Annotated in this window: 20 protein-coding genes; 7 read left to right on the forward strand and 13 right to left on the reverse strand. The window is 66.5% G+C overall.

Annotation, left to right across the window (positions count from 1 at the left end; translation table 11 throughout):
* Positions 1 to 17 precede the first annotated feature (17 nt).
* Positions 18 to 1,061: a tryptophan--tRNA ligase gene (gene trpS, locus ABIB42_RS14030; RefSeq protein ID WP_005668855.1), complete on the reverse strand. Its 1,044-nt coding sequence runs from the start codon at positions 1,059 to 1,061 to the stop codon at positions 18 to 20.
* A 303-nt stretch (positions 1,062 to 1,364) separates the two neighbouring features.
* Between trpS and ABIB42_RS14035 the strand changes: the two genes are divergently transcribed.
* Entirely contained in the window at positions 1,365 to 3,683 is a 2,319-nt protein-coding gene (locus tag ABIB42_RS14035; RefSeq protein WP_313633884.1) for a family 1 glycosylhydrolase, read from the forward strand.
* Positions 3,684 to 3,959: 276 nt separating this feature from the next.
* Here the strand turns inward: ABIB42_RS14035 and ABIB42_RS14040 are convergent, their stop codons facing one another.
* Positions 3,960 to 4,622: a hypothetical protein gene (locus tag ABIB42_RS14040; protein ID WP_040777063.1), complete on the reverse strand. Its 663-nt coding sequence runs from the start codon at positions 4,620 to 4,622 to the stop codon at positions 3,960 to 3,962.
* Positions 4,623 to 4,813: 191 nt separating this feature from the next.
* On the opposite strand from ABIB42_RS14040, the gene ABIB42_RS14045 reads away from it, so the two are divergent.
* Positions 4,814 to 6,067, forward strand: coding sequence for a CaiB/BaiF CoA transferase family protein (locus ABIB42_RS14045; RefSeq protein ID WP_005668845.1), 1,254 nt, complete (start codon positions 4,814 to 4,816; stop codon positions 6,065 to 6,067).
* Positions 6,068 to 6,071: 4 nt separating this feature from the next.
* Here the strand turns inward: ABIB42_RS14045 and ABIB42_RS14050 are convergent, their stop codons facing one another.
* Together ABIB42_RS14050 and ABIB42_RS14055 are read right to left on the reverse strand one after the other, a co-directional pair.
* Positions 6,072 to 6,395 carry a hypothetical protein gene (locus tag ABIB42_RS14050; protein ID WP_005668842.1) on the reverse strand — a complete coding sequence of 108 codons (324 nt, stop codon included), beginning with the start codon at positions 6,393 to 6,395 and terminating at the stop codon, positions 6,072 to 6,074.
* A gap of 127 nt (positions 6,396 to 6,522) precedes the next feature.
* Positions 6,523 to 7,437 carry a LysR substrate-binding domain-containing protein gene (locus tag ABIB42_RS14055; protein ID WP_005668840.1) on the reverse strand — a complete coding sequence of 305 codons (915 nt, stop codon included), beginning with the start codon at positions 7,435 to 7,437 and terminating at the stop codon, positions 6,523 to 6,525.
* Positions 7,438 to 7,542: 105 nt separating this feature from the next.
* Here ABIB42_RS14055 and ABIB42_RS14060 point away from each other — a divergent pair, with 105 nt between their 5' ends.
* Complete coding sequence (locus tag ABIB42_RS14060; protein WP_040777433.1) at positions 7,543 to 8,739, forward strand: MFS transporter; 1,197 nt, start codon at positions 7,543 to 7,545, stop codon at positions 8,737 to 8,739.
* A 174-nt stretch (positions 8,740 to 8,913) separates the two neighbouring features.
* Positions 8,914 to 10,572 carry a DUF4394 domain-containing protein gene (locus tag ABIB42_RS14065; protein WP_005668836.1) on the forward strand — a complete coding sequence of 553 codons (1,659 nt, stop codon included), beginning with the start codon at positions 8,914 to 8,916 and terminating at the stop codon, positions 10,570 to 10,572.
* 209 nt (positions 10,573 to 10,781) lie between these two features.
* On the opposite strand, the gene ABIB42_RS14070 is transcribed toward ABIB42_RS14065, so the two are convergent.
* The 4 genes from ABIB42_RS14070 to ABIB42_RS14085 are packed head-to-tail and all read right to left on the reverse strand — an operon-like array spanning position 10,782 to position 15,244.
* A complete protein-coding gene (locus ABIB42_RS14070) occupies positions 10,782 to 11,474 on the reverse strand; it encodes an anti-sigma factor (RefSeq protein ID WP_429248519.1) in 693 nt (230 codons plus the stop codon).
* Positions 11,471 to 12,028, reverse strand: a complete 558-nt coding sequence (locus ABIB42_RS14075; protein WP_005668832.1) for a sigma-70 family RNA polymerase sigma factor — start codon at positions 12,026 to 12,028, stop codon at positions 11,471 to 11,473. The genes ABIB42_RS14070 and ABIB42_RS14075 overlap by 4 nt, the downstream gene beginning before the upstream one ends.
* Positions 12,025 to 13,779 (reverse strand): response regulator, encoded by a 1,755-nt coding sequence (locus ABIB42_RS14080; RefSeq protein WP_429248520.1) that lies wholly within the window; start codon positions 13,777 to 13,779, stop codon positions 12,025 to 12,027. Before ABIB42_RS14080 ends, ABIB42_RS14075 begins: the two co-directional genes overlap by 4 nt.
* Positions 13,766 to 15,244, reverse strand: a complete 1,479-nt coding sequence (locus ABIB42_RS14085; RefSeq protein ID WP_005668828.1) for an ATPase domain-containing protein — start codon at positions 15,242 to 15,244, stop codon at positions 13,766 to 13,768. The genes ABIB42_RS14080 and ABIB42_RS14085 overlap by 14 nt, the downstream gene beginning before the upstream one ends.
* A gap of 561 nt (positions 15,245 to 15,805) precedes the next feature.
* Between ABIB42_RS14085 and infA the strand changes: the two genes are divergently transcribed.
* Both infA and ABIB42_RS14095 read left to right on the forward strand, forming a co-directional pair.
* Positions 15,806 to 16,075: a translation initiation factor IF-1 gene (gene infA / locus ABIB42_RS14090; protein WP_005668826.1), complete on the forward strand. Its 270-nt coding sequence runs from the start codon at positions 15,806 to 15,808 to the stop codon at positions 16,073 to 16,075.
* Between the two features lie 180 nt (positions 16,076 to 16,255).
* The gene (locus ABIB42_RS14095) at positions 16,256 to 16,489 is read left to right on the forward strand and encodes a hypothetical protein (protein ID WP_040777052.1); all 234 of its coding nucleotides are present in this window, start codon (positions 16,256 to 16,258) and stop codon (positions 16,487 to 16,489) included.
* 5 nt (positions 16,490 to 16,494) lie between these two features.
* Here ABIB42_RS14095 and ABIB42_RS14100 read toward each other — a convergent pair whose 3' ends face one another.
* From ABIB42_RS14100 to ABIB42_RS14120, 5 genes are all read right to left on the reverse strand, one after another.
* On the reverse strand, positions 16,495 to 17,703 hold the full coding sequence (locus tag ABIB42_RS14100; protein ID WP_005668822.1) for an MFS transporter: 1,209 nt from the start codon (positions 17,701 to 17,703) through the stop codon (positions 16,495 to 16,497).
* Between the two features lie 2 nt (positions 17,704 to 17,705).
* The gene (locus tag ABIB42_RS14105) at positions 17,706 to 18,584 is read right to left on the reverse strand and encodes a hypothetical protein (RefSeq protein ID WP_005668820.1); all 879 of its coding nucleotides are present in this window, start codon (positions 18,582 to 18,584) and stop codon (positions 17,706 to 17,708) included.
* 17 nt (positions 18,585 to 18,601) lie between these two features.
* Positions 18,602 to 19,384, reverse strand: coding sequence for a hypothetical protein (locus tag ABIB42_RS14110; protein WP_005668818.1), 783 nt, complete (start codon positions 19,382 to 19,384; stop codon positions 18,602 to 18,604).
* On the reverse strand, positions 19,374 to 19,886 hold the full coding sequence (locus tag ABIB42_RS14115) for a hypothetical protein (RefSeq protein ID WP_005668816.1): 513 nt from the start codon (positions 19,884 to 19,886) through the stop codon (positions 19,374 to 19,376). The genes ABIB42_RS14110 and ABIB42_RS14115 overlap by 11 nt, the downstream gene beginning before the upstream one ends.
* 76 nt (positions 19,887 to 19,962) lie before the next feature.
* Complete coding sequence (locus ABIB42_RS14120) at positions 19,963 to 20,256, reverse strand: DnaJ domain-containing protein (RefSeq protein ID WP_005668814.1); 294 nt, start codon at positions 20,254 to 20,256, stop codon at positions 19,963 to 19,965.
* A gap of 176 nt (positions 20,257 to 20,432) precedes the next feature.
* Between ABIB42_RS14120 and ABIB42_RS14125 the strand changes: the two genes are divergently transcribed.
* Positions 20,433 to 22,187 (forward strand): glutamine--tRNA ligase/YqeY domain fusion protein, encoded by a 1,755-nt coding sequence (locus ABIB42_RS14125; protein ID WP_040777049.1) that lies wholly within the window; start codon positions 20,433 to 20,435, stop codon positions 22,185 to 22,187.
* Positions 22,188 to 22,212: the final 25 nt, after the last annotated feature.

Below are 22,212 nucleotides of genomic sequence, written 5' to 3' on the forward strand. Positions count from 1 at the left end.
CGATACCCGTGCCCTCATCAGAAGTAGGACAGGCCCAGCGCCTTCTTGACCTCGTCGGTGGTCGCGGCCGCCACTTCGCGCGCCTTGAGGGTGCCTTCCTGCAGCATCTTCATCACCTGGGCCGGATCCTTGGCGAACTCTTCGCGGCGAGCGCGGATCGGCGCCAGCAGGTCTTGCAGGATGCCTTCGAGGCGCTTCTTGACGATGCTGTCGCCCAGGCCGCCGCGCTGGTAGTGCGCCTTCATCTCGGCCAGGCCTTCCTTGTCGGTGTCGAAAGCGTCCAGGTAGCTGAAGGCGACGTTGCCCTCGATATGCCCTGGATCCGACACCTTCAGGTGCAGCGGGTCGGTGTACACGTTCTTGACCGCGGCGCGGATCTCGTCGGCGCTGGCGCCCAGGTTGATGGTGTTGCCGAGCGACTTGCTCATCTTGGCCTTGCCGTCGATACCCGGCAGGCGGCCGACTTCCGGCACGAAGGCCTTGGCCTCGACCAGGATGTCGCGGCCGACGATGCGGTTGAAGCGGCGCACGATCTCGTTGCACTGCTCGATCATCGGGATCTGGTCTTCGCCCACCGGCACCACGCCGGCCTTGAAGGCGGTGATGTCGGCGGCCTGGCTGGCCGGATAGGTCAGGAAGCCGGCCGGGATGTCGCGCTCGAAGCCGCGCAGGACGATTTCCGCCTTCACGGTCGGGTTGCGCTCGAGGCGCGCGACGGTCACCAGGTTCAGGTAATAGAAGGTCAGCTCGGTCAGTTCCGGAATCTGCGACTGGATGAAGATCGTGGTCTTGGCCGGGTCGATCCCTACGGCAAGGTAATCGAGCGCCACCTCCAGCACGTTCCGGTGTACCTTACTCAGGTCATCCATATTGTCGGTCAGGGCCTGCGAATCGGCCAGCATGACGAATTGGCGGTACTGGTGCTGGTAGGTCACGCGATCGCGCAGGCTGCCCACGAAGTGGCCGAGGTGCAGCGGACCGGTCGGACGGTCGCCGGTCAGGATGATCTGGCTTCCAGGAGCGGAAGCAGAAGCAGGAGCGGTAGTTTGTTGCAGGGTCATCGAGATTCCTTGGTAGATGCCTCGATTGTCCTGCGTCAAAGAAAAAACGCCACCCAAATCGAGGCGGCGTTAGCTGAAATGCACATCATTTCCGGGGCCGCGCGCTAGGAGCGGCGCCACCAGGCAAGAATGAGATGTGCTTTCGGAAAGATCATGGACCGCATGGTTGCAGGTTGGCGCTCCGCTGTCAACCGCTACCCGCACCGTGACTCGGCAGGCAGGGCTCTCCCCACGCAGTTTGAACGTCGGTAGCGCCGCATTGTCGAAACTTTGTTGTCATAAAATTAAGGATTCAAGACCACCATGAACAAGAGCACGAACAGCCCAGCACACCCCCTCGAACTCTGGGGCGGCCTCGAATGCACGGTCAACCGCGTGCAGGACACCTACTTCAGCCAGCTGGACCGCAACGGCCATAGCGGACGCGCCTGCGACATCGAGCGCTTCGCCGCGCTCGGCATCCGCGCCATCCGCTACCCCATCCTGTGGGAACGCACCGCCCCCGATGGCGTCGACGGCGCCGACTGGCGCTGGCCGGACGAGCGCCTGGCCGCCCTGCGAGAGGCTGGCGTCACCCCGATCGCCGGACTGATCCACCATGGCAGCGGCCCGCGCCACACGAGCCTGGTCGATCCCGGTTTCGCGCAAGAGCTGGCCGACTACGCCGGCGCCGTCGCCGCGCGCTACCCCTGGCTCGAGTTCTATACCCCGGTCAACGAGATCTGCACCACGGCGCGCTTCGCCGGCCTGTATGGCGTGTGGTATCCGCACGGCCGCGACGACCGCACCTTCATCGACGCCCTGCTCAACCAGTGCCGCGCCACCGTGCTGTCGATGCGCGCCATCCGCGCCGTCAACCCGAACGCGAAACTGGTGCAGACCGACGACCTCGGCAAGACCTACAGCACGCCGGAGCTCAGCCACGTGGCCGAGTTCTACAACGAGCGCCGCTGGCTGGGCTGGGACCTGCTGTGCGGCATGGTCGGGCCCGAGCACAAGCTGTGGAACTACCTGCTCAAGAGCGGCGCCAGGCCAGAGGACATCCTGTGGTTCCGCGACAACCCCTGCCCGCCCGACCTCATCGGCGTCAATTACTATGTCACCAGCGAGCGCTGGCTGGACCACCGCCCCGAGCGCTATCCGGCGCACCACCGCGGCGTGGCCGACGGCATTCCCTGCGCCGACATCGAAGCCTCGCGCGTGCTGGCCACGCCGACGCCCGGCATCGCCCCGCTGCTGTCCGAGATCTGGGAGCGCTATCGCATCCCGCTGGCCATCACCGAAGCCCACATCGACGCCAACCGCGAAGACCAGATGCGCTGGCTGCTCGAGATCTGGGAAGCGGCCCAGCAGTCGCGCGACAACGGCGTCGACGTGCGCGCCGTCACGGTGTGGGCCCTGCTCGGCTCCTTCGACTGGAACAGCCTGGTGACGGTCGACCGCGGCTACTACGAACCGGGCCCGCTCGACGTGCGCTCGCCGCTGCCGCGGCCGACCGCGCTGGCGAACATGATGCGCGAACTGTCGAGCGGCGCGCCGCTGTCGCACCCGGTGCTGCGCGCCCAGGGCTGGTGGCGCCGGCCGGGCCGCTTCCTGTGCCAGCAGCCGGTGGCCACGCCGGCCGCCCTCACCTCGATCGCGGCCGACGGCCACCGCCTGGTGGGCAGCGACGCCGCGCCGATCCTGATCCTGGGCGCGACCGGCACCCTGGGCCGCGCCTTCGCCCGCATCTGCGACAAGCGCAACCTGGCCTACAAGCTGCTGTCGCGCCAGGACATGGACATCGCCGACGCCGACTCGGTCGAGCGCGCGCTGGCGCGGCACAAGCCGTGGGCGGTGGTCAATACCTGCGGCTATGTGCGGGTCGACGACGCCGAGCACGACATGGAACGCTGCCAGCGCGAGAACACGCACGGCGCCGCCATCCTGGCCGCCGCCTGCGCGCGCCACGCCATCCACCTGACCACCTTCTCGAGCGACCTGGTGTTCGACGGGCGCAACGAGCGTCCCTACGTCGAATCGGATACGCCGAATCCCCTCAACGTCTACGGCCGCAGCAAGCTCGACGCCGAACGCGCGGTGCTGGCCAATCACCCGGGCGCGCTGGTGGTGCGCACCAGCGCCTTCTTCGGGCCGTGGGACCAGCACAACTTCGTGACCCAGGCGCTCGATGCCCTGGAGCGCGGCGACGCCTTCGTGGCGGCCGGCGACATGACCATCACGCCGACCTATGTGCCCGACCTGGTGCACGCCTGCCTGGACCTGGCCGTGGACCGCGAAGCCGGCATCTGGCACCTCGCCAACAAGGGAGAATTGACCTGGGCCGAGCTGGCGCGGCGCGCGGCCGGGCTGGCCGGCGTCGATGCATCGACGCTGGAAGCGAAGCCGGCGGAGGAATTCGGCTTCACTGCGGCGCGGCCGGCCTACTCGTCGCTGCACAGCGAACGCGGCGCGCTGTTGCCAGCGCTGGACGATGCGCTGCGGCGTTATGTCGAGTTGCGCAATGCCGAGAAGGCCGAGCGCTGCGCGCTGCTGGCCGAGGCCGAAGGGCGCCAGGCGGTGGCGGGTGGCGATAGCCAGGGGGAGGCCGATTCGGTTGCGGTAGTGCAGTCCGGGACGTAAGCAACTGCAATTAACGGAGAGCGCTACGGCGCTTTCTCCTAAGAAGGGCCTATTTCATTATTAGCAAAAAAGCCACGAAGATCGTGGCTTTTTATCAATGCTCAGCAGTACGAGGCTTGGAGAAGGTGACAATTGTCCCAGCTCGCCGTCTGCGGTAAACATCTGCCTGAAAGGCAACTGCTCCATGCTGGGGAGTATCACGCTCCCTACGCTGTGCACGTACCTCTTCAAGCGAAGTCGATTTGAGCTGCGATAGCGCTTGCAAAAATTTTCTTGTCATATTGAAATCCCCCTCGCCTTGGCGTACTCATGCAGAAGTTTCCAACTCACACTATCATCGTCAAGTTCGAACGTCAATTCGAGTCCTACCCCGTTATAGTACCACCAATCAGGCCCTCCATCTGCCTGCATCAAATCAGATACCCGCGCGCACCACTGAAGCTCGTCAGGAAGCTTGCTCAATATCACGCTTGGCAAATCTGCATCGAAACCCAAAGATGGCCAGACGTGATAACCGAAAAACATGCTTCGATTGCTTGCACTGCCGGCAGCTTCCAAGCCAACTGAATGAAAACCCAATTCTTTTGCCTGGTCGATACTGATCATTACCGACCTGACGCCAATGCCTTTGTCCTGATCTTCTTTACGAACATAGATTGAATCGACGATCAGCTGAAACCTGAGTTCTCCACCGTTGTTAATGATGAAATATTCTGACGGATACTGAAACACCTCATTGTGCACTTTGAGGTTGAGCGTATCAACTGCCCCTATACCCCGCGAAACAAGGATGGTGCTTCGATCGGGTGCACCAGTGAGACGAGCAAGTAAATCCACATTGTTAAATGTATCAAACTCGTCGTCAGTAATTGACGATCCGATCTCCAACGTGATGCAATGCTGATTGAAGTACTTTTGAGAGGTAATATCGCGAACCATCCAGCATCTTAGCACTCACCAATCCTCCCCGTCCCTTGAGCTCTCAAAAGGTGACGAACGATGAAGGCAGGTCTGAATCATCAGTGAAGCGATACAGACTGCGCCTACGAGCCAAGCGCTCGTCCACTCACAATGCCGTTTCGTTCCTGCCAGCTATAATCAGCCTTCCTTGTTGCCGCGCAAAGAACGTCATGACGCTATCCACCTCTCCCCCCTCAGCGCTGCCGAAAGCCCTCGGCCACATCCGCGTGCTCGACCTGTCGCGCGTGCTGGCCGGCCCCTGGTGCTCGCAGAACCTGGCCGACCTCGGCGCCGACGTGATCAAGATCGAGCGCCCCGGCGCCGGCGACGACACCCGCGCCTGGGGTCCGCCATATGCCAGGGATGCGCAGGGCAACGATACGCAGGAAGCGGCCTATTACCTGTCGGCCAACCGCGGCAAGCGCTCGCTCACGGTCGACATCGCGAGCAGCGAAGGCCAGGCCCTGCTGCGCGAGCTGGTGCTGCATTGCGACGTGGTGCTCGAGAACTTCAAGGTCGGCCACCTGAAGCGCTATGGCCTCGACTATGACTCACTCAAGGCAATCAAGCCCGACCTGGTGTACTGCTCGATCACCGGCTTCGGCCAGGACGGTCCCTACGCCCACCGCGCGGGTTACGACTTCCTGATCCAGGGCATGGGCGGCCTGATGTCGGTCACCGGCGAGCGCGACGACCTGCCCGGCGGCGGTCCGCAAAAGGCCGGCGTCGCGCTGACCGACCTCATGACCGGCATGTACGCGACGGTGGCCGTGCTGGCCGCCCTCACCCACCGCGACCGCACGGGCGAGGGCCAGCACATCGACATGGCGCTGTTAGACACGCAGGTGGCGATGCTGGCCAATGTCGGCAGCAATTACCTCAACAGCGGCAAGCCGCCCAAGCGCTGGGGCAATGCCCACGCCAACATCGTGCCCTACCAGACCTTTGCCTGCGCGGATGGCCACATCATCGTCGCCACCGGCAACGACGGCCAGTACCAGAAGTTCGTCGAGGCCGGCGGCCGGCCCGAGCTGGCCGGCGATCCGCGCTTCGCCACCAATCCGCTGCGCGTACAGAACCGCGATGTGCTGGTGCCGCTGCTGGCCGAGATGGTCAGGACGAAACCGCGCGACGCATGGATCGCCCTGCTGGAAGAAAAAGGCGTGCCCTGCGGGCCGATCAACGACGTCGGCGAAGTGTTCGCCAACGAGCAGGTGCAGGCGCGTGCGATGGCGATCGACCTGCCGCATCCGAGCGCGGGTCAGGTCAAGCTGGTGCGCAATCCGATCCGGATGTCGGCCACTCCTGCGACCAGCGGGATGGCCCCGCCCCTGCTGGGCCAGCACACGACGGAAGTATTGCGCGAGATGCTGGGCAGGAGCGAGGAAGAGATCGCGGCCTTGCGCGAGCGGGGTGTGGTTTAAAGGCTCAGTGCAGCTGGTGCTTCAGGTTCGACAGCTCGTCGTGCACGCGCACGACGACGGATTGCACTTGCGGTGAAGGCCTGGTCGAGGTGCAGACGCGCTTGGCCTCGTCGCCCATGGCTTCCAGGTCGTCGATGCACTGGATCATGCTCGACTGGTCGTTCGACTGCATGACGCTTTGCGCGCGCCCGGCTTCCTCGGCGATCTTGTGGATGCAGTCGCGGATTTCGCTGGGGACGCTCTGGTCGCTCTGGCAGACTTGCTCGGCCTGGTTCACGACCTGCTGGACGTTCATGAAACGTTGCTGGATTTCGGCGGTTTGCAGCATGATGTTCTCCTGAGAAAGATGTGGAAAAAACCACTGGAGCCTTCCAGCTTAGGATGGATTCGTGGTTTATCAAGCATCGATTTCGCCCGTTCCGCGGGACAATCGCGGTGCACTCCAGATGGCAGTGTTACGCCGCCGGCTCCGACAGCGCCGCGCGCAAGACGTCGACCAGCTCGCGCACGCGCGGCACGTCCTGTTTCGCCTTCGGCCACACCACGTGCATTGTCAGGCCGGGCGTCGCATAGTCCGGCAGCACCTCGACCAGGCTGCCGTCCGCCAGGTGGCGCTCGATCAGCCAGGTCGACAGCTGGGCGATGCCGAGCCCCGCCACGGTCAGCTCGGCCTGGGCTTCGGCGTCGCCGGCGACGATCCGCGCATCGAAAGCGCGCTGCTCGACCAGGGCGTTGCCGCGCCGGATCAGCAAGGGACTGACGCGGCTGTCGGCCTTGCCGTACATGATCACCGCGTGTTCCACCAGGTCTTCGACCGAGGCCGGTGCGCCGTGCGCCGCGAGGTAGGAAGGCGCCGCGCAGAACACCTTGCGGTCCTGGCCCAGCAGGCAGTGGCCGAGCGCGGGCGACCAGGCTTCCGGACTGCCGATGCGCACCGTCACGTCAATGCCTTCGTCCTCGAGGTCGACATAGCGGTCGGTGAAGGACAGCACCGGCTTGATACGCGGATAACGCTGCAGGAAAGCCGTCAGCACCGGCAATACGATCAGGCGTCCATAGGTGGCCGGCAGGTCGACCCGCAGCCGCCCGGCCAGCAGGTCGCCCTCGGCGTGCAATGCATGCTCGGCTTCCTCGAGTTCGCCGAGCACCCGGGTGCAGGCGGCCAGGAAACGGGCGCCGGCGTCGGTCAGCGCCAGCCGGCGCGTGCTGCGCTCGAACAGGCGCGCGTTCAGGCGCGCCTCGAGGCGGGCGATGGCCTTGCCGACGGCCGATCCGGTCAGGTGCAGGCGCTGGGCCGCGCGGACGAAGCTGCCGGCCTGGGCCACGGCCACGAAGACATCGACCCCCTTCAGGCGTTCACTGGTTTGCATAGGCTATTGCGGAAAAATATTCCGCCAAGTATAGAAAAAATGCCCGAGATAGGAAATGGTATTTCAAATAGGATGGCGACCCTGCTTAATCCTTATAAGAAATCCATGTCCCGTTCAAGCTCTGCGCTCGCACAGGCGGCCCCGGCGTCATCGTCGTCCGGCGCGCTGCCCATCCTGATCCTGGCGGTCGCCGCCTTCATCATCGTCACCACCGAATTCCTGATCGTCGGCCTGCTGCCGGCCTTGTCGCGCGACCTCGGCATCTCGATCTCGCTCGCCGGGCAGCTGGTGACCCTGTTCGCCTTCACCGTGATGTTGTTCGGTCCGCCGCTGACGGCCTGGCTGTCGCACCTGGACCGCAAGGCGCTGTTCATCGGCGTGCTGGTCGTGTTCGCGCTGTCCAATGCCCTGGCCGCGCTGGCGCCGAACGTCTGGGTGCTGGCGCTGGCGCGCTTCATTCCTGCGCTGGCGCTGCCGGTGTTCTGGGGCACCGCGAGCGAGACCGCGGCCGAACTGGCCGGTCCCGACAAGGCCGGGCAAGGCGTGGCGCGGGTCTACCTCGGCATCTCGGCCGCCCTGCTGTTCGGCATCCCGCTCGGCACCATCGCCGCCAACAGCATCGGCTGGCGCAATGCATTCTGGATCCTCGCCGCCCTGTCGCTGGCGATGGCGCTCGCGCTGCTGTTCCTGATGCCGGCCGTGGCGCGCGCCAAGCGTGTGGACTTCCGTTCCCAGGCGCGCCTGTTCCGTGAGCCCTACTTCCTGGCCAACGTCGGCCTGTCGATCCTGGTGTTCACCGCCATGTTCACCGCCTACACCTACCTGGCCGACATCCTCGAGCGGGTGGCCGGCGTGGCGCCGCTGGACGTCGGCTGGTGGCTGATGGGCTTCGGCGCGATCGGCCTGATCGGCAACTGGGTCGGCGGCAAGGTGGTCGACCGCGCGCCACTGAAAGCCACGGCGCTGTTCTCGGGCCTCTTGGCGCTGGCGATGGCGCTGGCGGCGCCCAGCGCCGGCTCGACGATCCTGTTCTGCGCGGTGCTGGCGCTGTGGGGCATCGCGTACACGGCGCTGTTCCCTATCTGCCAGGTGCGGGTGATGAAATCGGTCACCCACTCGCAGGCGCTGGCCGGCACCACCAATGTATCGGCCGCGAATGCCGGCATCGGCATCGGCGCCATGCTGGGCGGCGCGGCAATCCCGCTGGTCGGCCTGGACAAGATCGGCTACTTCGCGGCCGGCTTCGCAGTGCTGGCCGTGCTGCTGGCGCCCCTGGTGGCGCGCTTGCGCCAGGGCGAGTGACGCCCCGGCGGCCACCGTCGCCATCACTATTCTCTGCACCTTGTGAAAATATTTTTTCACAAGGTGCATCCATTCCTGCATCTGGCGCGTAGTACCAACGCCAACATTGCAGCCGACCCGGCCGCGATGCGCCCCCAATGAATTCAAGCAAGCAATTCTTACTGAGGACACATCATGACCCAACCGCAATTCACCAAGCTCGCTCTCGTCTCGTCGATCGCCCTTGCCCTGGCCGCCTGCGGCAGCAGCAGCGACGACGATCACGCCTCGCCGCCGACCACCACGCCGCCGCCCGCCGCCACCGTCGGCGACGTGGTCGCCCTGACCACCAGCAACCGCCTGGTGTCGTTCGACCGCGCCACGCCGGGCGCCATTCGCACCAACGTGCTGGTGACGGGCCTGCAGAGCGGCGAGAACCTGGTCGGCATCGACGTGCGGCCGGCCGACGGCATGCTGTACGGCGTCGGCTCGACCGGCCGCCTGTACACGCTGGACGCCGCCACCGGCGCCGCCACCAACAAATCGCGCCTTGTCGCCGATGCCGCCGACACCACGGAACCGTTCACCGCATTGGCCGGCACGAGTTTTGGCGTCGACTTCAACCCGATGGCCGACCGCCTGCGCATCGTCGGCAATACCGGCCAGAACCTGCGCATCAACGTCGACACCGGCGCCACCACCACCGACGGCGGCATCAATGGCGGCGCGGCCGGCGCCGCGATCTCGGCCTCGGCCTACACCAACTCGTTCGCCGGCACCGGCTCGACCACGCTGTACGGCATCGATGGCGCCAACTCGACCTTGTACACGCAGAATCCGCCGAACAGCGGCGCCCTGGCCACGCCGGTGCCGCTGGGCGTGACCATCGGCGCCGCCAACGGCTTCGACATCGATGCGCGCACGAATATGGGATACATGGTCGCCACCGTCGGCGGCGCGCGTAACCTGTATGGCGTGAACCTGGCCGCCACCAGCGCCCCCACGACGCTCATCGGCGCGCTCGGCGTCACCGAAGACATCCGCGGCATCGCGCTGCGCGGCGCCGCGGCGCCGGTCGTGCTGGGTCTCTCGAACGACAACCGGCTGATGGGCTTCAAGGTCGGTTCGCCGAATACCATCGACACCAACGTCGCCATCACCGGCCTGGCCGGCGGCGAAACCCTGGTCGGCATCGACGTGCGGCCGAAAGACAGCAGGCTGTACGGCCTGACGAGCAACGCGCGCCTGGTCACCATCGACCCGGCCACCGGCGCCGCCAGCGTCAAGGCGACGCTCGCCGCCGACGGCGCCGACACGAGCGCGCCCTACACCGCCATGCAGGGAACCGCATTTGCGGTCGACTTCAACCCGGTCGCCGACCGCCTGCGCGTGATCAGCGACAGCGGCCAGAGCCTGCGCATCAACGTCGACACCGGCGCCACCACCACCGACGGCAACATCAACCGCGCCGGCGTGGCCCCACGCGTGGTGGCCGCGGCCTACACCAACAGCATCCCGACCCCGGCCTCGACCCAGCTGTTCGACGTCGACGGCGCCAGTTCGGTGCTGGCGCTGCAGAATCCGCCGAACGACGGCACGCTGGTCGACGTCGGACCGCTGGGCGTGACGGTGGCGGGCGCAGGCGCCATGGACATCGGCGGCGGCGAGAACGGCCTGGTGCTGGCGGCGCTGCGCACCACGGCCGGCGGCCCCAGCTCGCTGTACCGGGTGAACCTGAGCAGCGGCGCGGCAACCCTGGTCAATGGCGCGGCGACGCCGGCGACGTCGGTGATCGGCGGCAGTAGTGGCAACAGCGGGCCAGGCGTGCGCGATATCGCGATCTGGCTACGCTGATGATCCGGGCGGCGGCATGCGGGCTGCCGCCTAGGGAAGCACTGATTTATTCTGGCGGGCTGCGATCGGTCACGAAAAATGTGCCCGGCAAGGCCTCGCCGGCCGCGCACAAACCGCAGCGATACCGCGTGGTATCGCGAGGATTTGCAACGCCGCAGGGCGCATTTTCTCGTGGACGAGCGCGCCGCCATGAATAAATCAGTGCTTCCCTATATCCTGACCGCGCGCCCGATGTAGAGAATGGGGCCGGTCGGACGGCCGATCGGTGAGCCGGCGGCCGGTTCCAATGTAATCTCGAACAGCTGGTTCGGCACCACCTTCGGCAGCTTGGCGAGCTTGACCTCGACCGCCTCGCCCGGCTTGACCAGCCCCAGCGAGACCGGACCTTCCCAGTCGTCGGCCTTGGTCCACAGCTGCAGCGCGCGATCGGCCGGGACCTCGGTCGTGACCAGCGGCTCGAGGCGCAGCGTGTCGTCGGCCACCAGCTCCAGCACCCAGCCCGGCCCCGCGTTCTGCGGCGCCGCCAGCACCACCATGTAGCGCGGCTGCGCGACCTCGAACTGGCGCACGCCGACCACGGCCGCCATGATCGCGGCGGCGGCGAAGCCGCCGGCGGCCAGCGCGCGCCACAGGCCCAGGCGTTCCCACCAGCCCGGACGGGCGACGGCGGACACGGACGCCGGCCCGAGGCTGCGCTCGATGCGCGTCCACAGCGCGGGGGGCGGCGCCACCGGCTCGACCAGCGCGCTCAGGGGCAGCAGCCGTTCTTCCCAATAGGCGACGGCGGCGCGCAGCGTGGCGTCGTCCGGCAGCATGGCGTCCACCTCGCGGCGGCGCTCGCGCGACAGGGTGCCGAGCACGTACTCCCCCGCCAGCTCGTAGGGATCGAATCGTTCGCTCATACCATGCACTCCCGCAGCGCGCTCAGGCCGCGCTTGATCCAGGCCTTCACCGTTCCCAGCGGCGACTTGAGGCGATCGGCGATCTCGCTGTGCGACAGCCCATCGACATAGGCATGCAGGATGCTGTTGCGCTTGGCGACGTCGAGCCGGTTCAGGCAGTCGTGCAGGCGTCCCATGTCCTGGCGCAGTTCGAACGCGTCCTGCATGCCGGGATCGAAGGCATCGGTGCTCAAGGCATCGAAGGCTTCCTCGCCAACGTTGATTTCGCGGGCGCCGTCGCGCACCGCATCGAGCGCCGCGTGGCGCACCACGGTGTACATCCAGCCGCGGCCCGAGCCTCGGGTCGGCTCGAAGCTCGCGGCGCGGGTCCAGATGGCGACGAAAGCGTCATGCAATACGTCCTCGGCCGCCTGGCGCTCGCGCACGATGCGCAGGGCCACGGACAGCAGGCGCGGACTTTCCTGGTCATACAGGCGGCGCAGCGCATGGCGGTCGCCGCGCGCGCAGGCCGCGAGCGCGGCTTCATAGTCGAACGGCGCGGTGGAGTCGCTCATCTTTCTCCTTCGATCGGTGGAACCATGGCTGGCCGCTGTGATTCGTCGCCGGCGCGCTGGCGCTGCAGCGCCTGACCGACGCTGATCGCCAGCTCGGCCAGCTGGAAGGGCTTGCGCAGCACCGCGCCATCGCCGATCACCTGCTCGATCGCCTTCATGTCGGCGTAGCCGGTGGCGATGATCGTCGGCAGGCCGGGGAACATCGCGCGCGTGCGCTGCACCAGTTCGGCGCCGGTCATGCCCGGCATCAGGTAATCGGTGATGAGCAGGTCGGGCCGCTCGTCGTGCAGCGCGCAGAGGCCGGCCTCGCCGTCGGGCGCCTGGCGCACCGTGTGGCCGAGGGCTTCGAGCGAAGACACCATCGAGGCGCGCACGAAGTCGTCGTCCTCGACGACCAGGATGCGCGCCGCCTGGATGGCGGCCGGGATGCGCGCCAGGGGCGCCGGCTCGGCGTCTTCCGTGCCGCGGGCCGTGCGCAGCCAGATTTCCACCGTGGTGCCGGCGCCCGGCTCGCTCAGGATGCGCGCGGCGCCGCCCGACTGCTGCGCCATGCCGTACACCTGGCTCAGGCCCAGGCCGGTGCCTCCCACGCCCTTGGTCGTGAAGAAGGGCTCGAACACCTTGGCCACCAGCTCCGGCGTCATGCCTTCGCCGCTGTCGGTGACGGCGATGCGCACGTACTCGCCCGGCGGCAGGAAATCGGGCGGTGGTTCGTCGCAGGCGGCGACGAAGACCAGTTCGCCGCCGTCCTGCATCGCGTCGCGCGCATTGATGGCCAGGTTCAGGAGCGCCATCTCCATCTGGTTGGCGTCGGCCAGCACCGGCGGGCAGTCCATGGCGGCGTCGAAGCGCAGCCGGATGCGCGAACCGAGCGAGGTGGCGACCAGTTCGCGCACGCCGTCGAACAGAAAGCCGATATCGGTCTCGCGCAGGTCCAGGCTCTGGTTACGGGCAAAGGCCAGCAACTGGCGGGTCAGCTTGCCGCCGCGCTGGCAGGCCTTGCGCGCGATCTCGGCGCGGCCCTTCGCCACTTCGTCCTTCGACATCAGCAGGATCAGGTCCATGCTGCCCTGGACCACGTTGAGCAGGTTGTTGAAGTCGTGGGCGATGCCGCCGGTCAGGCGCCCCACCGCTTCCATCTTCTGGTACTGCGCCATGGCCTGCTGCACCCGTTCGCGCTCGATAATCTCGCTCATCAGGCGGTCGTTGGCCTGGGCCAGGGCGCGGGTGCGCTCGTCGATGCGCGACTCGAGCGTTTCGTTCAGCGCCACCAGCTGCTGGCGGCTGTGATGCAGGCTGGCGGCGGTGCGCTCGCGGTCGGCCAGCACGTCGCGCGCCTGGTACTGGCGGCGCCGCGCGCGCAGCGCCGACACGCTGGCGCTGCGCAGGGTCTGGACGTTGAGCGGACGCTCGAGCAGGATCACGTTGCCCAGGTCGCCCAGGCGCTCGCGCGCCGCGCCCTGCTGCAGGCCGATCGTCTTGCCAAGCAATACGACGAAGGGAAAGTCGGACCACGGCTCCTGGCGCCCCAGCCAGGCATGCAGCGCCGCGACATCGACGCCGTGCAGGGCCTCCTCGGCCACGATGGCGGCGCCCGCCCCCGCGCCGATGGCGCTCACCAGGGCGCCGAAACCGGCGGCGACCTCGCATCCGAGGCCGTCGCGCGCCAGCATCGAGGCCATGACCTCGGCATCGCGCCCGAGTGGCGCGAAGATCAGTATCCGCTCTTCGTGCAGGCTATTCCGGTGCATGCCCGGCCGGCGCCATCAGCGGCGTTTCTCCGCGGTAGGTTGGCATCCCCGACAGGACGCCCTCGAATCCCACCAAAGGCGCGCCGATGCGCACCCCGCCCTCGCCCAGCAACAGCTCGTGGATGGTGGTGGCATGCTCGGTGGTGCGGCTCTTGATCACGCTGATCGCGCGCCGCACCTTGCCGCCCGCCTCGAAGAAGCGCAGCAGCACCGTGCTGTCGCTCAGGTAGCTCAGGTCGACGTCGGTGCGCGCATCGGCCATCAGGCCATGCTGGCCGAGGATCATCACCGTGGTCACGCCCTGCTGGTTCAGGTAGGACAGCAGTTCGTGCATCTGCAGGATCAGGAAGTGCTCGCCCGGCATCGCCTGCAGATAGGCGTTCAGGCTGTCGATGACGATGAAGCGGCTGCGGCGCTGGTCGACCGCGTCGCGCAGCTTCTGGGCGAATTCGCCGGGCGACAGCTCGGCCGGATCGAAGTGGTCGATGGTCAGCTGGCCATTGTCGAGATAGGGACGCAGGTCGAGACCGAGCTGGATGCTGCGGGCGAAGAAGGTGCCGAGCCCCTCGTCGAACAGGTAGTACGAGGCCTGCTCGCCGCGCTGCAGCGCCGACAGCAGGCAGCGCGTCGACAGCGTCGTCTTGCCGATGCCGGACGGGCCCACCAGCAGGGTGTTCGTGCCGCGCACCAGCCCGCCGCCGAGCAGCGCGTCGAGGCCGTCGGAACCGCTCGAGCCGACCTGCGGCGCGAAGTCGCGCACGTGTTCGGCGGCCACCAGGCGCGGATACATGACGATGCCGCCGGTGTCGAGCGTGTAGTCGTGGAAGCCGCCCCGGAAACGGATGCCGCGCATCTTGAGGATGTTGACCCGGCGCCGCTCCTTGCCGTATTCCCTGGTGATCTGCTCCAGGCTGATGACGCCGTGGGCCAGGCTGTGCAGGTGCTGGTCGGATTCCGCGGTCTTGTCGTCGAGCAGCAGCACGGTGCAGTCGCGCGCCGAGAAGAACTGCTTGAGCGCCAGGATCTGGCGCCGGTAGCGCAGCGGGTTCTGGGCCAGCAGGCGCACCTCGGACAGGCTGTCGAACACGATGCGCATCGGCCGCAGCGCGTCGACCCGGTCCATTACCTTGCGCGTCGTTTCACCCAGCTCGACTTCGGAAGGATGGAACACCGATTGCTGCGAGTGGGGGTCGAGGTCGTCGTCGCCGGCCAGCTCGACGATCGCCAGGGCGCCCAGGTCCCATCCATGGCTGTGACCCACCGCGACCAGCTCGTCGGTGGTCTCGGACAGCGTGATGTACATACCGCTCTCCCCCCGGGCGACGCCGTCGAGCAGGAATTGCAGGCCGAGGGTGGTCTTGCCGGCGCCGGGAGAACCCTCGACCAGGTACAGGCGTTTTGGCGTCAGGCCGCCACCCAGGATGTCGTCGAGACCGGGAATGCCGGTCGAAGTGCGGTCGTTCATGCAATGCAACCCTGGCTGTAGGCCGGTTCACGCGCGTCCGCGCCTGCGCACGAGGGACGGAACGGGGGATGGCCCGGGATCGGGAGGCGTCGCGCGCGGTACAAGCGCAGCGTAACGAATATTGCTGGGATTATATCCTCATCAAGGCCGACCCGGGACAGCAAGGCGCCAACCGTGCTACACTATCGGTTCTGCGGCATCGACCGCCCCTCGCGCGCGTTGCGCGTCATGCAGTGCTGGGGCTGGCGACACGAGATTGCCTCTGGAAATTCCTGATTCCGTCCCCATATCGTGTTCCTGCGGACGAATACTGCGCCAGCAGCGCAGCCCTGAAGCGCGACGCGGAACGCGGGCCGTCGCACCCAACGAAGTAACCGTCATACCTGACATCGAATCGAGGCCTGCAGCATGTGCGGGCTTTTTCATTCCCCGGCACGGCGCCTGCGCCGCGCCGCCACGGTCACCTACACTGCCCGCTTGCGCGGGCCGCTTCACCGCCCGCCCGTGCGCCTTCGCGCCAGGCTGGCCTGATATCGTATTTGCAACTAACAGGAGCCCATCTTGGCAAAAGAAGAACTCATCGAAATGAATGGCGTCGTCGCTGAAGTGCTGCCCGATTCGCGTTATCGCGTCGATTGCGAAAACGGCCACAAGCTGATCGCCTACACCTCCGGCAAAATGCGCAAGAACCACATCCGCATCATCGCCGGCGACCAGGTCAGCCTGGAGCTGTCGCCTTACGACCTGAGCAAGGGCCGGATCACCTTCCGCCACCTCGGCAAGACCGGCAGCGGTCCGCGTCCGCCGGTGAACCGCGCGGCGCGTCGCTGATCGGGGCGCCGCTCATCGGCAAGCAACGCCACGCCCAGCGTGGCGTTTTTCATTGGCGCACACTTTTCGGACCAGGCTGGCAGATCGTCTTCGTCACGGGGTATCATCCCCGGACGCGCGGATGCATACCGAACCATCCGCACTCGACAGTAAATGATGCAAAGGTGTTGTGAGATGCAAATGCGGCAACGACGCAGCGATGAAACCACCGCGAACGCCGTGGCGCGCGGCCTGAACATCCTGGCCGTGCGCGATGCCACCCAGGCGCGGCGCTATATGGAATACAAGAATGTCCCTGCAACCGTGATCGAGCGCGTCCTGCAAAGTCCGCACGCGTGCCGCCGGCTGACGCCCGAACAGGCGGTGTCCGAGGCGATCCTGCCGCTGCCGCGCAACGGCCGCTTTCCGAACTGAGCCGCTCAGCTCAGCAGCGGCACCGGCGCCAGCCTGCGCAGGCGCAGCGCGATCAGCAGGCCGACGCCGAGGATCGCGCCCAGCAGCGCCACCACTCCGGGCCAGGCCCAGTGCTCGTAGACATAGCCGGTAAACCACCCCACCACGCTCGAGCCGAGATAATAGAAGAACAGGTAAATGCCCGAGGCCAGCGCCTGCGGCGGCTGCGCACGCCGTCCGACCCAGCTGCTGGCCACCGAATGGGCGGCGAAGAAGCCGAAGGTGGCCACGCCCACGCCCAGCACCACGGCGACCACCGAATCGACCAGGGTCACCAGCAAGCCCGCGATCATCACCCCCATCAGCAGCCAGAGCACGTTGCGCCGGCCCAGGCGGTCGCCCAGCTTGCCGGCCCACATCGAGCTGAAAATGCCCAGCAGGTAGAGCAGCGACAACAGCCCGACCGCGCTCTGGCGCAGCCCGAACGGCGGCGCCAGGAGGCGGTAGCCGATGTAGTTGTACAGGCTGACGAACGCCCCCATCAGCAGGAACGGCAGCGCGAACAGCCACGGCAGGCCCGGGTCGCGCAAATGGATGCGCAGGCCGTCGACGAAGCCGGGGCCGCGCGCCGGCAGCGCGCCGCCATGGCGCGACGGCGGCAGGCTGCGCGAGAATTCCCAGGCCGCGTACAGCCCGGCCGCGCCGAGCAGCCCGACCGCCACGCGCCACGACGCGACGTCGCTGATGAAGGCCGAGATCACCCGCCCGCTCATGCCGCCGAAGGCGCTGCCGCTGATGTACATGCCCATCGACAGGCCGAGCGAGGTCGGCTCGATCTCGTCGCTCAGGTAGGCCATGGCCACGGCCGGCAAGCCGCCCAGCATCAGGCCCATCAGGCCGCGCACGGCGACCAGTTGCGTGTAATTGGCGGCGAAGGCGCAGGCCAGGGTCAGCACCGCCCCGCTGATCATCGAGGCCACCATCACTGTCTTGCGGCCGAAGCGCTCGGCCACGCTGGAAGAGCCCAGCAGCGCCAGCGCCAGGGTGGCGGTGGACACCGACAGCACCAGGCTGCTCTGGGCCGGCGACAGCCGGAAGTCATGGCCCAGGAGCGGCATCAAAGGCTGGACGCAGTACAGCAGGGCGAAGATGGAAAAGCCCCCGAACGCCATCGCGCGGTTGATGCGCCGGAACTCCGGGCTGCCGGAGGCGATGCGCGCGCCGGGGGCGGTCATGCTCAAGGGTATTCCGGATCCAGTTCGGAACCGGCGTAGTTCTCCAGCTCGGCCATCAGCTGGCCCATGGTCGCATTCGTCCCGATCTGCTCCAGCACCGTGCAGTGCTTGCGGTAGATGTCGATACGCTCGGCCACGACGGCCTGGTGGGCCGGCGGGATGCGCGCCATGAACTCGGCCCAGCCCTGCTCGAAATCGGGCCGGTGCTTGCGCACCGCCTTCACGAAGCGCTCGAACTCCGCCTGGCCGGTGCGCGCCGTGATGCGCGCGCCGCCTTCCGCCGCGAAGATGATCGCCATGGCGATCACGCCCTCGGCGTTCAGGTCCGGATCCTTGACCGGGCCTTCGTAATGGTTCTTGCGCAGCCATTCGGCGGCCTTGACGATCGCCTGGACCTGCTGGCGCTGCTGGACCTGGCCCAGGAAGCGCTCGTAGCCCGACCACGATTCGCCCGGGTCGGCGGTGCAGATGTCGACGAACAGCTCCTTCAGGCGCCGCTGGGCGTAGACCGGATCGTTGTCGTACTCGCTCACCAGGCTGTCCTCGGGCAGCGCGGCCAGCTCGCGGATCATGCGGAAACCCGCCTGGAAGGCGTGCTCGGCGCCCTCGCCCACCAGGATGTCGAGCGCGTCGAGGTCGCCCTCGTCCTCGCTCTGGATGAGGTGTTCGAGACCCAGCGAAACACAGCCAATGCTCAAGAGCAGCGCGCGCTGGATCCCTTCGGCGGTGCGGTCGTTGGTGAACTTCTCGGCCACCATGGCGGTGATCCCGGACAGCTCGTCGGCCAGGATCGCCGCTTCGTCGGGCGTGGCTTCGCCCGGCAGCAGCTTGATGGCGCGGATCAGGCGCGGCGGTTGTTCGATGACGATGGCTGGCAACATATCAGCGGCGGCTCCCGTCACGAGAAGATGTCCGTGCCCATGCTGCGGCGCGGGCTGCGGCGCGGCATGCTGCGCACCGACGGTACCTGCTTGCGCAGGCGCAGCAGGAGGTCGCGGGTCGAACGCTGCATGAACTCGGACTCTTCGTCCGGATCGTCGGGGAGCTCGATCTCGGCCATCTCGGCGCTGTGGCGGAATTCCGGGAACAGCTCGAGCAGCGAACGCTCCCAGCCGTCCTCGGTGGCCTTGGCCAGGTCGACCGCCAGCGGCACGACGTCGCTGTCGGCGCTGGTCTGGCCGCTGACGTAGCGGCCTTTCGACAGGATCTCGCCCGCCACTTCCAGGATTTCCTTCGGCGCCAGCGACCACAGGATCGCGAACACGGTCGCGCCATGGTCGGTGGCGGACGCCGCCTCGAGCAGCTCGTTGCGGCGTTCCTCGTCGTCCTGGGCGTAGACCACGCCGTGCACGTGGTTGAACAGGTTCTCGGCGATGCGCTCGGGATCGTCTTCGATCAGGTTGTCGGGCCAGGTGGCGGCGATGAAGGCCAGGCTGTCGGCCCAGGCCTTGGGCGGCACCAGCATGGTCGCCAGCGAGGTCTTGGCGCCGTCGAAGCCCGACAGGTGCAGGGCCGTCACTTGCGGCGGCAGCTCGGTCAGGACCTGGGCCACGGCGTAGTCGCCGTGCTCGTCGGCGGCCCTGGAGAACACCTCTTCGGCGTGCTCCAGCGAGCCGGCCAGCACCAGTTCGCCGACCTGGCTGACCAGGGCCGGCAGGTTCGATTTGGTGTCATCGCTCATCGCGCTCTCCTTCGTCGAACAGCTGGGTGAAGTCGTCGGTGGCGGCGCTGTCTTCGTCGTCGTCGTCGTCGCCATCGTCGTCGCGGCCGAGTTGCTCGAGCGACTGGTCTTCGTCGTCCCAGCGGTTCTGGTTCTTGAACAGGAAGGCGGTGATGATGGCCTGGCGCGCCAGTTCCGGATAGTTGGCGGTCATGCCCTCGTACATGGCCTTGCCGTCGTCGCCGCTGCACTCGGCCATCGCGAACACGCGCGCCGGATCGCCGTCGGCGTAGTCGGCCGCTTCGCGCATCAAGCCCTTCGGATCCAGGAAGCGGATCTTGTCGACCAGGGCGAACGCCATCATGTTGACGTCGTCGATGCCGCCGCCGTCGGCGTATTCGGCCACCAGCGCGCCGACCATCATGTCGTAGTTCTTGCGGTTGGGCGGGTCGCCCAGGGTGCCCTCGATCTGGCCTTCCAGTTCACGCGACTGGAAAGAGAATTCGGGATGTACGTTCTTCATGTTCTATCCTGTTGATGGGACGCGGCGCTTCTGGCCGCATCCGTTGCGTTGCCGTCGGATGACGTGCAAGGCCGGGTCAGTTCGCCGGCAGGTTCACGCCGTTGAGCGCGAACAGCGAACGCCACAGCTCGAAAGCCTCGGCCTCGGCGTCCAGCACGATGCGGTGGTTCACGCTCTGGTTGTATTCCTCGCGTTTGGCGCGGTCGGAGAGGATCTCGTAGGCCTTGGTGACTGCCTTGAAACGCGCTTCCGCGCCTGGCGCCTGGTTGCGGTCCGGGTGGTAGCGCATCGCCAGCGAGCGGTAAACTTTCTTGATCTCGTCGTCGCTGGCATTCGGCGCGACGCCGAGGATCGCATATAAATTTTCCAACAGAAATTCTCCGGCAACTATCTTAAAAATGCGGTGGATTGAGACCAAACAGAGATTATCCTATAGAAAACGCCAGACGTGGCGCGAACGCCGATGTCCGCCTTGCGACGCGGGCAACCTCAGGCGCGTCCGGGTACGGTAAAATGCCCCCCAACTTACCCTTCCAGAACTTTTTCATGAGCAACGACAAGAATACCCCGGCGCCGGGCAATGCACCGTCGTCGAACTTCGTCCGTGCGATCGTCGAATCCGACCTGGCCGCCGGCACCCACCAACGGGACGGCCTGCCGCCGGTCATCACGCGCTTCCCGCCGGAGCCGAACGGCTACCTGCACATCGGCCATGCGAAATCGATCTGCCTGAACTTCGGCCTGGCGCGCGACTACGCCGGCCTGTGCCACCTGCGCTTCGACGACACCAATCCGGAGAAGGAAGACCAGGAATACGTCGACACCATCATGGACAGCGTCAAGTGGCTCGGTTTCTCGTGGGAGCGCGAGGGCCAGGAACACCTGTACTACGCCAGCGACTACTTCGAGCAGCTGTACAAGATGGCCGAGTACCTGATCGAGAAGGGTCACGCCTACGTCGACAGCCAGAGCGCCGAAGACATGGCGAAGAACCGCGGCAACTTCGGCACGCCGGGCACCAACTCGCCGTTCCGCGACCGTCCGGCCGCGGAATCGCTGCAACTGTTCCGCGACATGCGGGCCGGCAAGTACAAGGATGGCGAACACATCCTGCGCGCCAAGATGAGCGAGGATGCGATGGCGTCCCCGGTCATGACCAACCGCGACCCGGCCCTGTACCGCATCCGCCATGCGCACCACCACCGCACCGGCGACGCCTGGTGCATCTACCCGATGTACGACTACACGCACCCGATCTCGGATGCGATCGAGAACATCACCCACTCGCTGTGCACCCTGGAATTCCAGGACCACCGCCCGTTCTACGACTGGCTAGTCGAGACGCTGGCCGAAGGCGGCTTCTTCAACAAGCCGGTGCCGCGCCAGTACGAATTCGCGCGGCTGAACCTGACGTACGTTGTCACCTCCAAGCGTAAACTCCGCGCGCTGGTCGACGACGGCACCGTGACCGGCTGGGACGACCCGCGCATGCCGACCATCGTCGGCCTGCGCCGCCGCGGCTACACGCCGGAATCGATCCAGCTGTTCTGCGAGCGCATCGGCGTGTCGAAGGCCGACGGCTGGATCGACATGAGCACCCTCGAAGGCGCGCTGCGCGACGACCTGGACCCGAAGGCGCCGCGCGCCATCGCCGTGCTGCGTCCTTTAAAACTGATCGTCGACAACTTCCCCGAAGGCGAGTCGGTGGAATGCTCGTCGCCGGTCCACCCGCACCACCCGGAACTGGGCAAGCGCACCTTCCCGTTCACGCGCGAGCTGTGGATCGAGCAGGAAGACTTCATGGAAACCCCGACCAAGGGTTACTTCCGCTTCACCCCGCCCGTCGGCGACCAGCCGGGCAGCCGCGTGCGCCTGAAATACGGCTATGTGGTCGAGTGCACCGGCTACGACAAGGATGCCGACGGTAACGTTATCGCCGTGCACGTGAAGTACTTCGAGGATTCGAAGTCGGGCACGCCGGGCGCCGACAACTACAAGGTCAAGGGCAATATCACCTGGGTCAGCGCGGCCAGCGCGCTCGAAGCCGAGGTGCGCCTGTACGACCGCCTGTTCCTCGACCCGCAGCCGGACGCCGGCGGCAAGGACTTCAAGTCGGTGCTCAATCCGAACGCCCTGGAAACCGTGACCGCCTACCTCGAGCCGGGCATGAAGGACGCCGTGGCCGACCAGCGCTTCCAGTTCGAGCGCCATGGCTACTTCGTGGCGGACCGCGTCGATTCGCAGCCGGGCAAGCCGGTGTTCAACCGCGTGACCACCTTGAAGGATAGCTGGGGCAAGTAAGCTCCCAGTCTGCTGCCGTTCTGAA

Origin of the sequence: Massilia sp. UYP32, from assembly GCF_050434365.1 — a bacterium.
Classification (GTDB): Bacteria; Pseudomonadota; Gammaproteobacteria; order Burkholderiales; family Burkholderiaceae_D; genus Telluria; species Telluria timonae.

Coding starts and splice junctions, on each gene's coding strand:
- ABIB42_RS14105 (WP_005668820.1), bottom strand. CDS start 18,584: ATGTTGCCAGCCATCGTCATCGAACAACCGCCGCGCCTGATCCGCGCC.
- ABIB42_RS14060 (WP_040777433.1), top strand. CDS start 7,543: ATGTCCCGTTCAAGCTCTGCGCTCGCACAGGCGGCCCCGGCGTCATCG.
- ABIB42_RS14115 (WP_005668816.1), bottom strand. CDS start 19,886: ATGAAGAACGTACATCCCGAATTCTCTTTCCAGTCGCGTGAACTGGAA.
- ABIB42_RS14070 (WP_429248519.1), bottom strand. CDS start 11,474: ATGAGCGAACGATTCGATCCCTACGAGCTGGCGGGGGAGTACGTGCTC.
- ABIB42_RS14045 (WP_005668845.1), top strand. CDS start 4,814: ATGACGCTATCCACCTCTCCCCCCTCAGCGCTGCCGAAAGCCCTCGGC.
- ABIB42_RS14065 (WP_005668836.1), top strand. CDS start 8,914: ATGACCCAACCGCAATTCACCAAGCTCGCTCTCGTCTCGTCGATCGCC.
- ABIB42_RS14050 (WP_005668842.1), bottom strand. CDS start 6,395: ATGCTGCAAACCGCCGAAATCCAGCAACGTTTCATGAACGTCCAGCAG.
- ABIB42_RS14095 (WP_040777052.1), top strand. CDS start 16,256: ATGCGGCAACGACGCAGCGATGAAACCACCGCGAACGCCGTGGCGCGC.
- ABIB42_RS14040 (WP_040777063.1), bottom strand. CDS start 4,622: ATGGTTCGCGATATTACCTCTCAAAAGTACTTCAATCAGCATTGCATC.
- ABIB42_RS14125 (WP_040777049.1), top strand. CDS start 20,433: ATGAGCAACGACAAGAATACCCCGGCGCCGGGCAATGCACCGTCGTCG.
- ABIB42_RS14110 (WP_005668818.1), bottom strand. CDS start 19,384: ATGAGCGATGACACCAAATCGAACCTGCCGGCCCTGGTCAGCCAGGTC.
- ABIB42_RS14055 (WP_005668840.1), bottom strand. CDS start 7,437: ATGCAAACCAGTGAACGCCTGAAGGGGGTCGATGTCTTCGTGGCCGTG.
- ABIB42_RS14075 (WP_005668832.1), bottom strand. CDS start 12,028: ATGAGCGACTCCACCGCGCCGTTCGACTATGAAGCCGCGCTCGCGGCC.
- ABIB42_RS14100 (WP_005668822.1), bottom strand. CDS start 17,703: ATGACCGCCCCCGGCGCGCGCATCGCCTCCGGCAGCCCGGAGTTCCGG.
- ABIB42_RS14085 (WP_005668828.1), bottom strand. CDS start 15,244: ATGAACGACCGCACTTCGACCGGCATTCCCGGTCTCGACGACATCCTG.
- ABIB42_RS14080 (WP_429248520.1), bottom strand. CDS start 13,779: ATGCACCGGAATAGCCTGCACGAAGAGCGGATACTGATCTTCGCGCCA.
- trpS (WP_005668855.1), bottom strand. CDS start 1,061: ATGACCCTGCAACAAACTACCGCTCCTGCTTCTGCTTCCGCTCCTGGA.
- ABIB42_RS14035 (WP_313633884.1), top strand. CDS start 1,365: ATGAACAAGAGCACGAACAGCCCAGCACACCCCCTCGAACTCTGGGGC.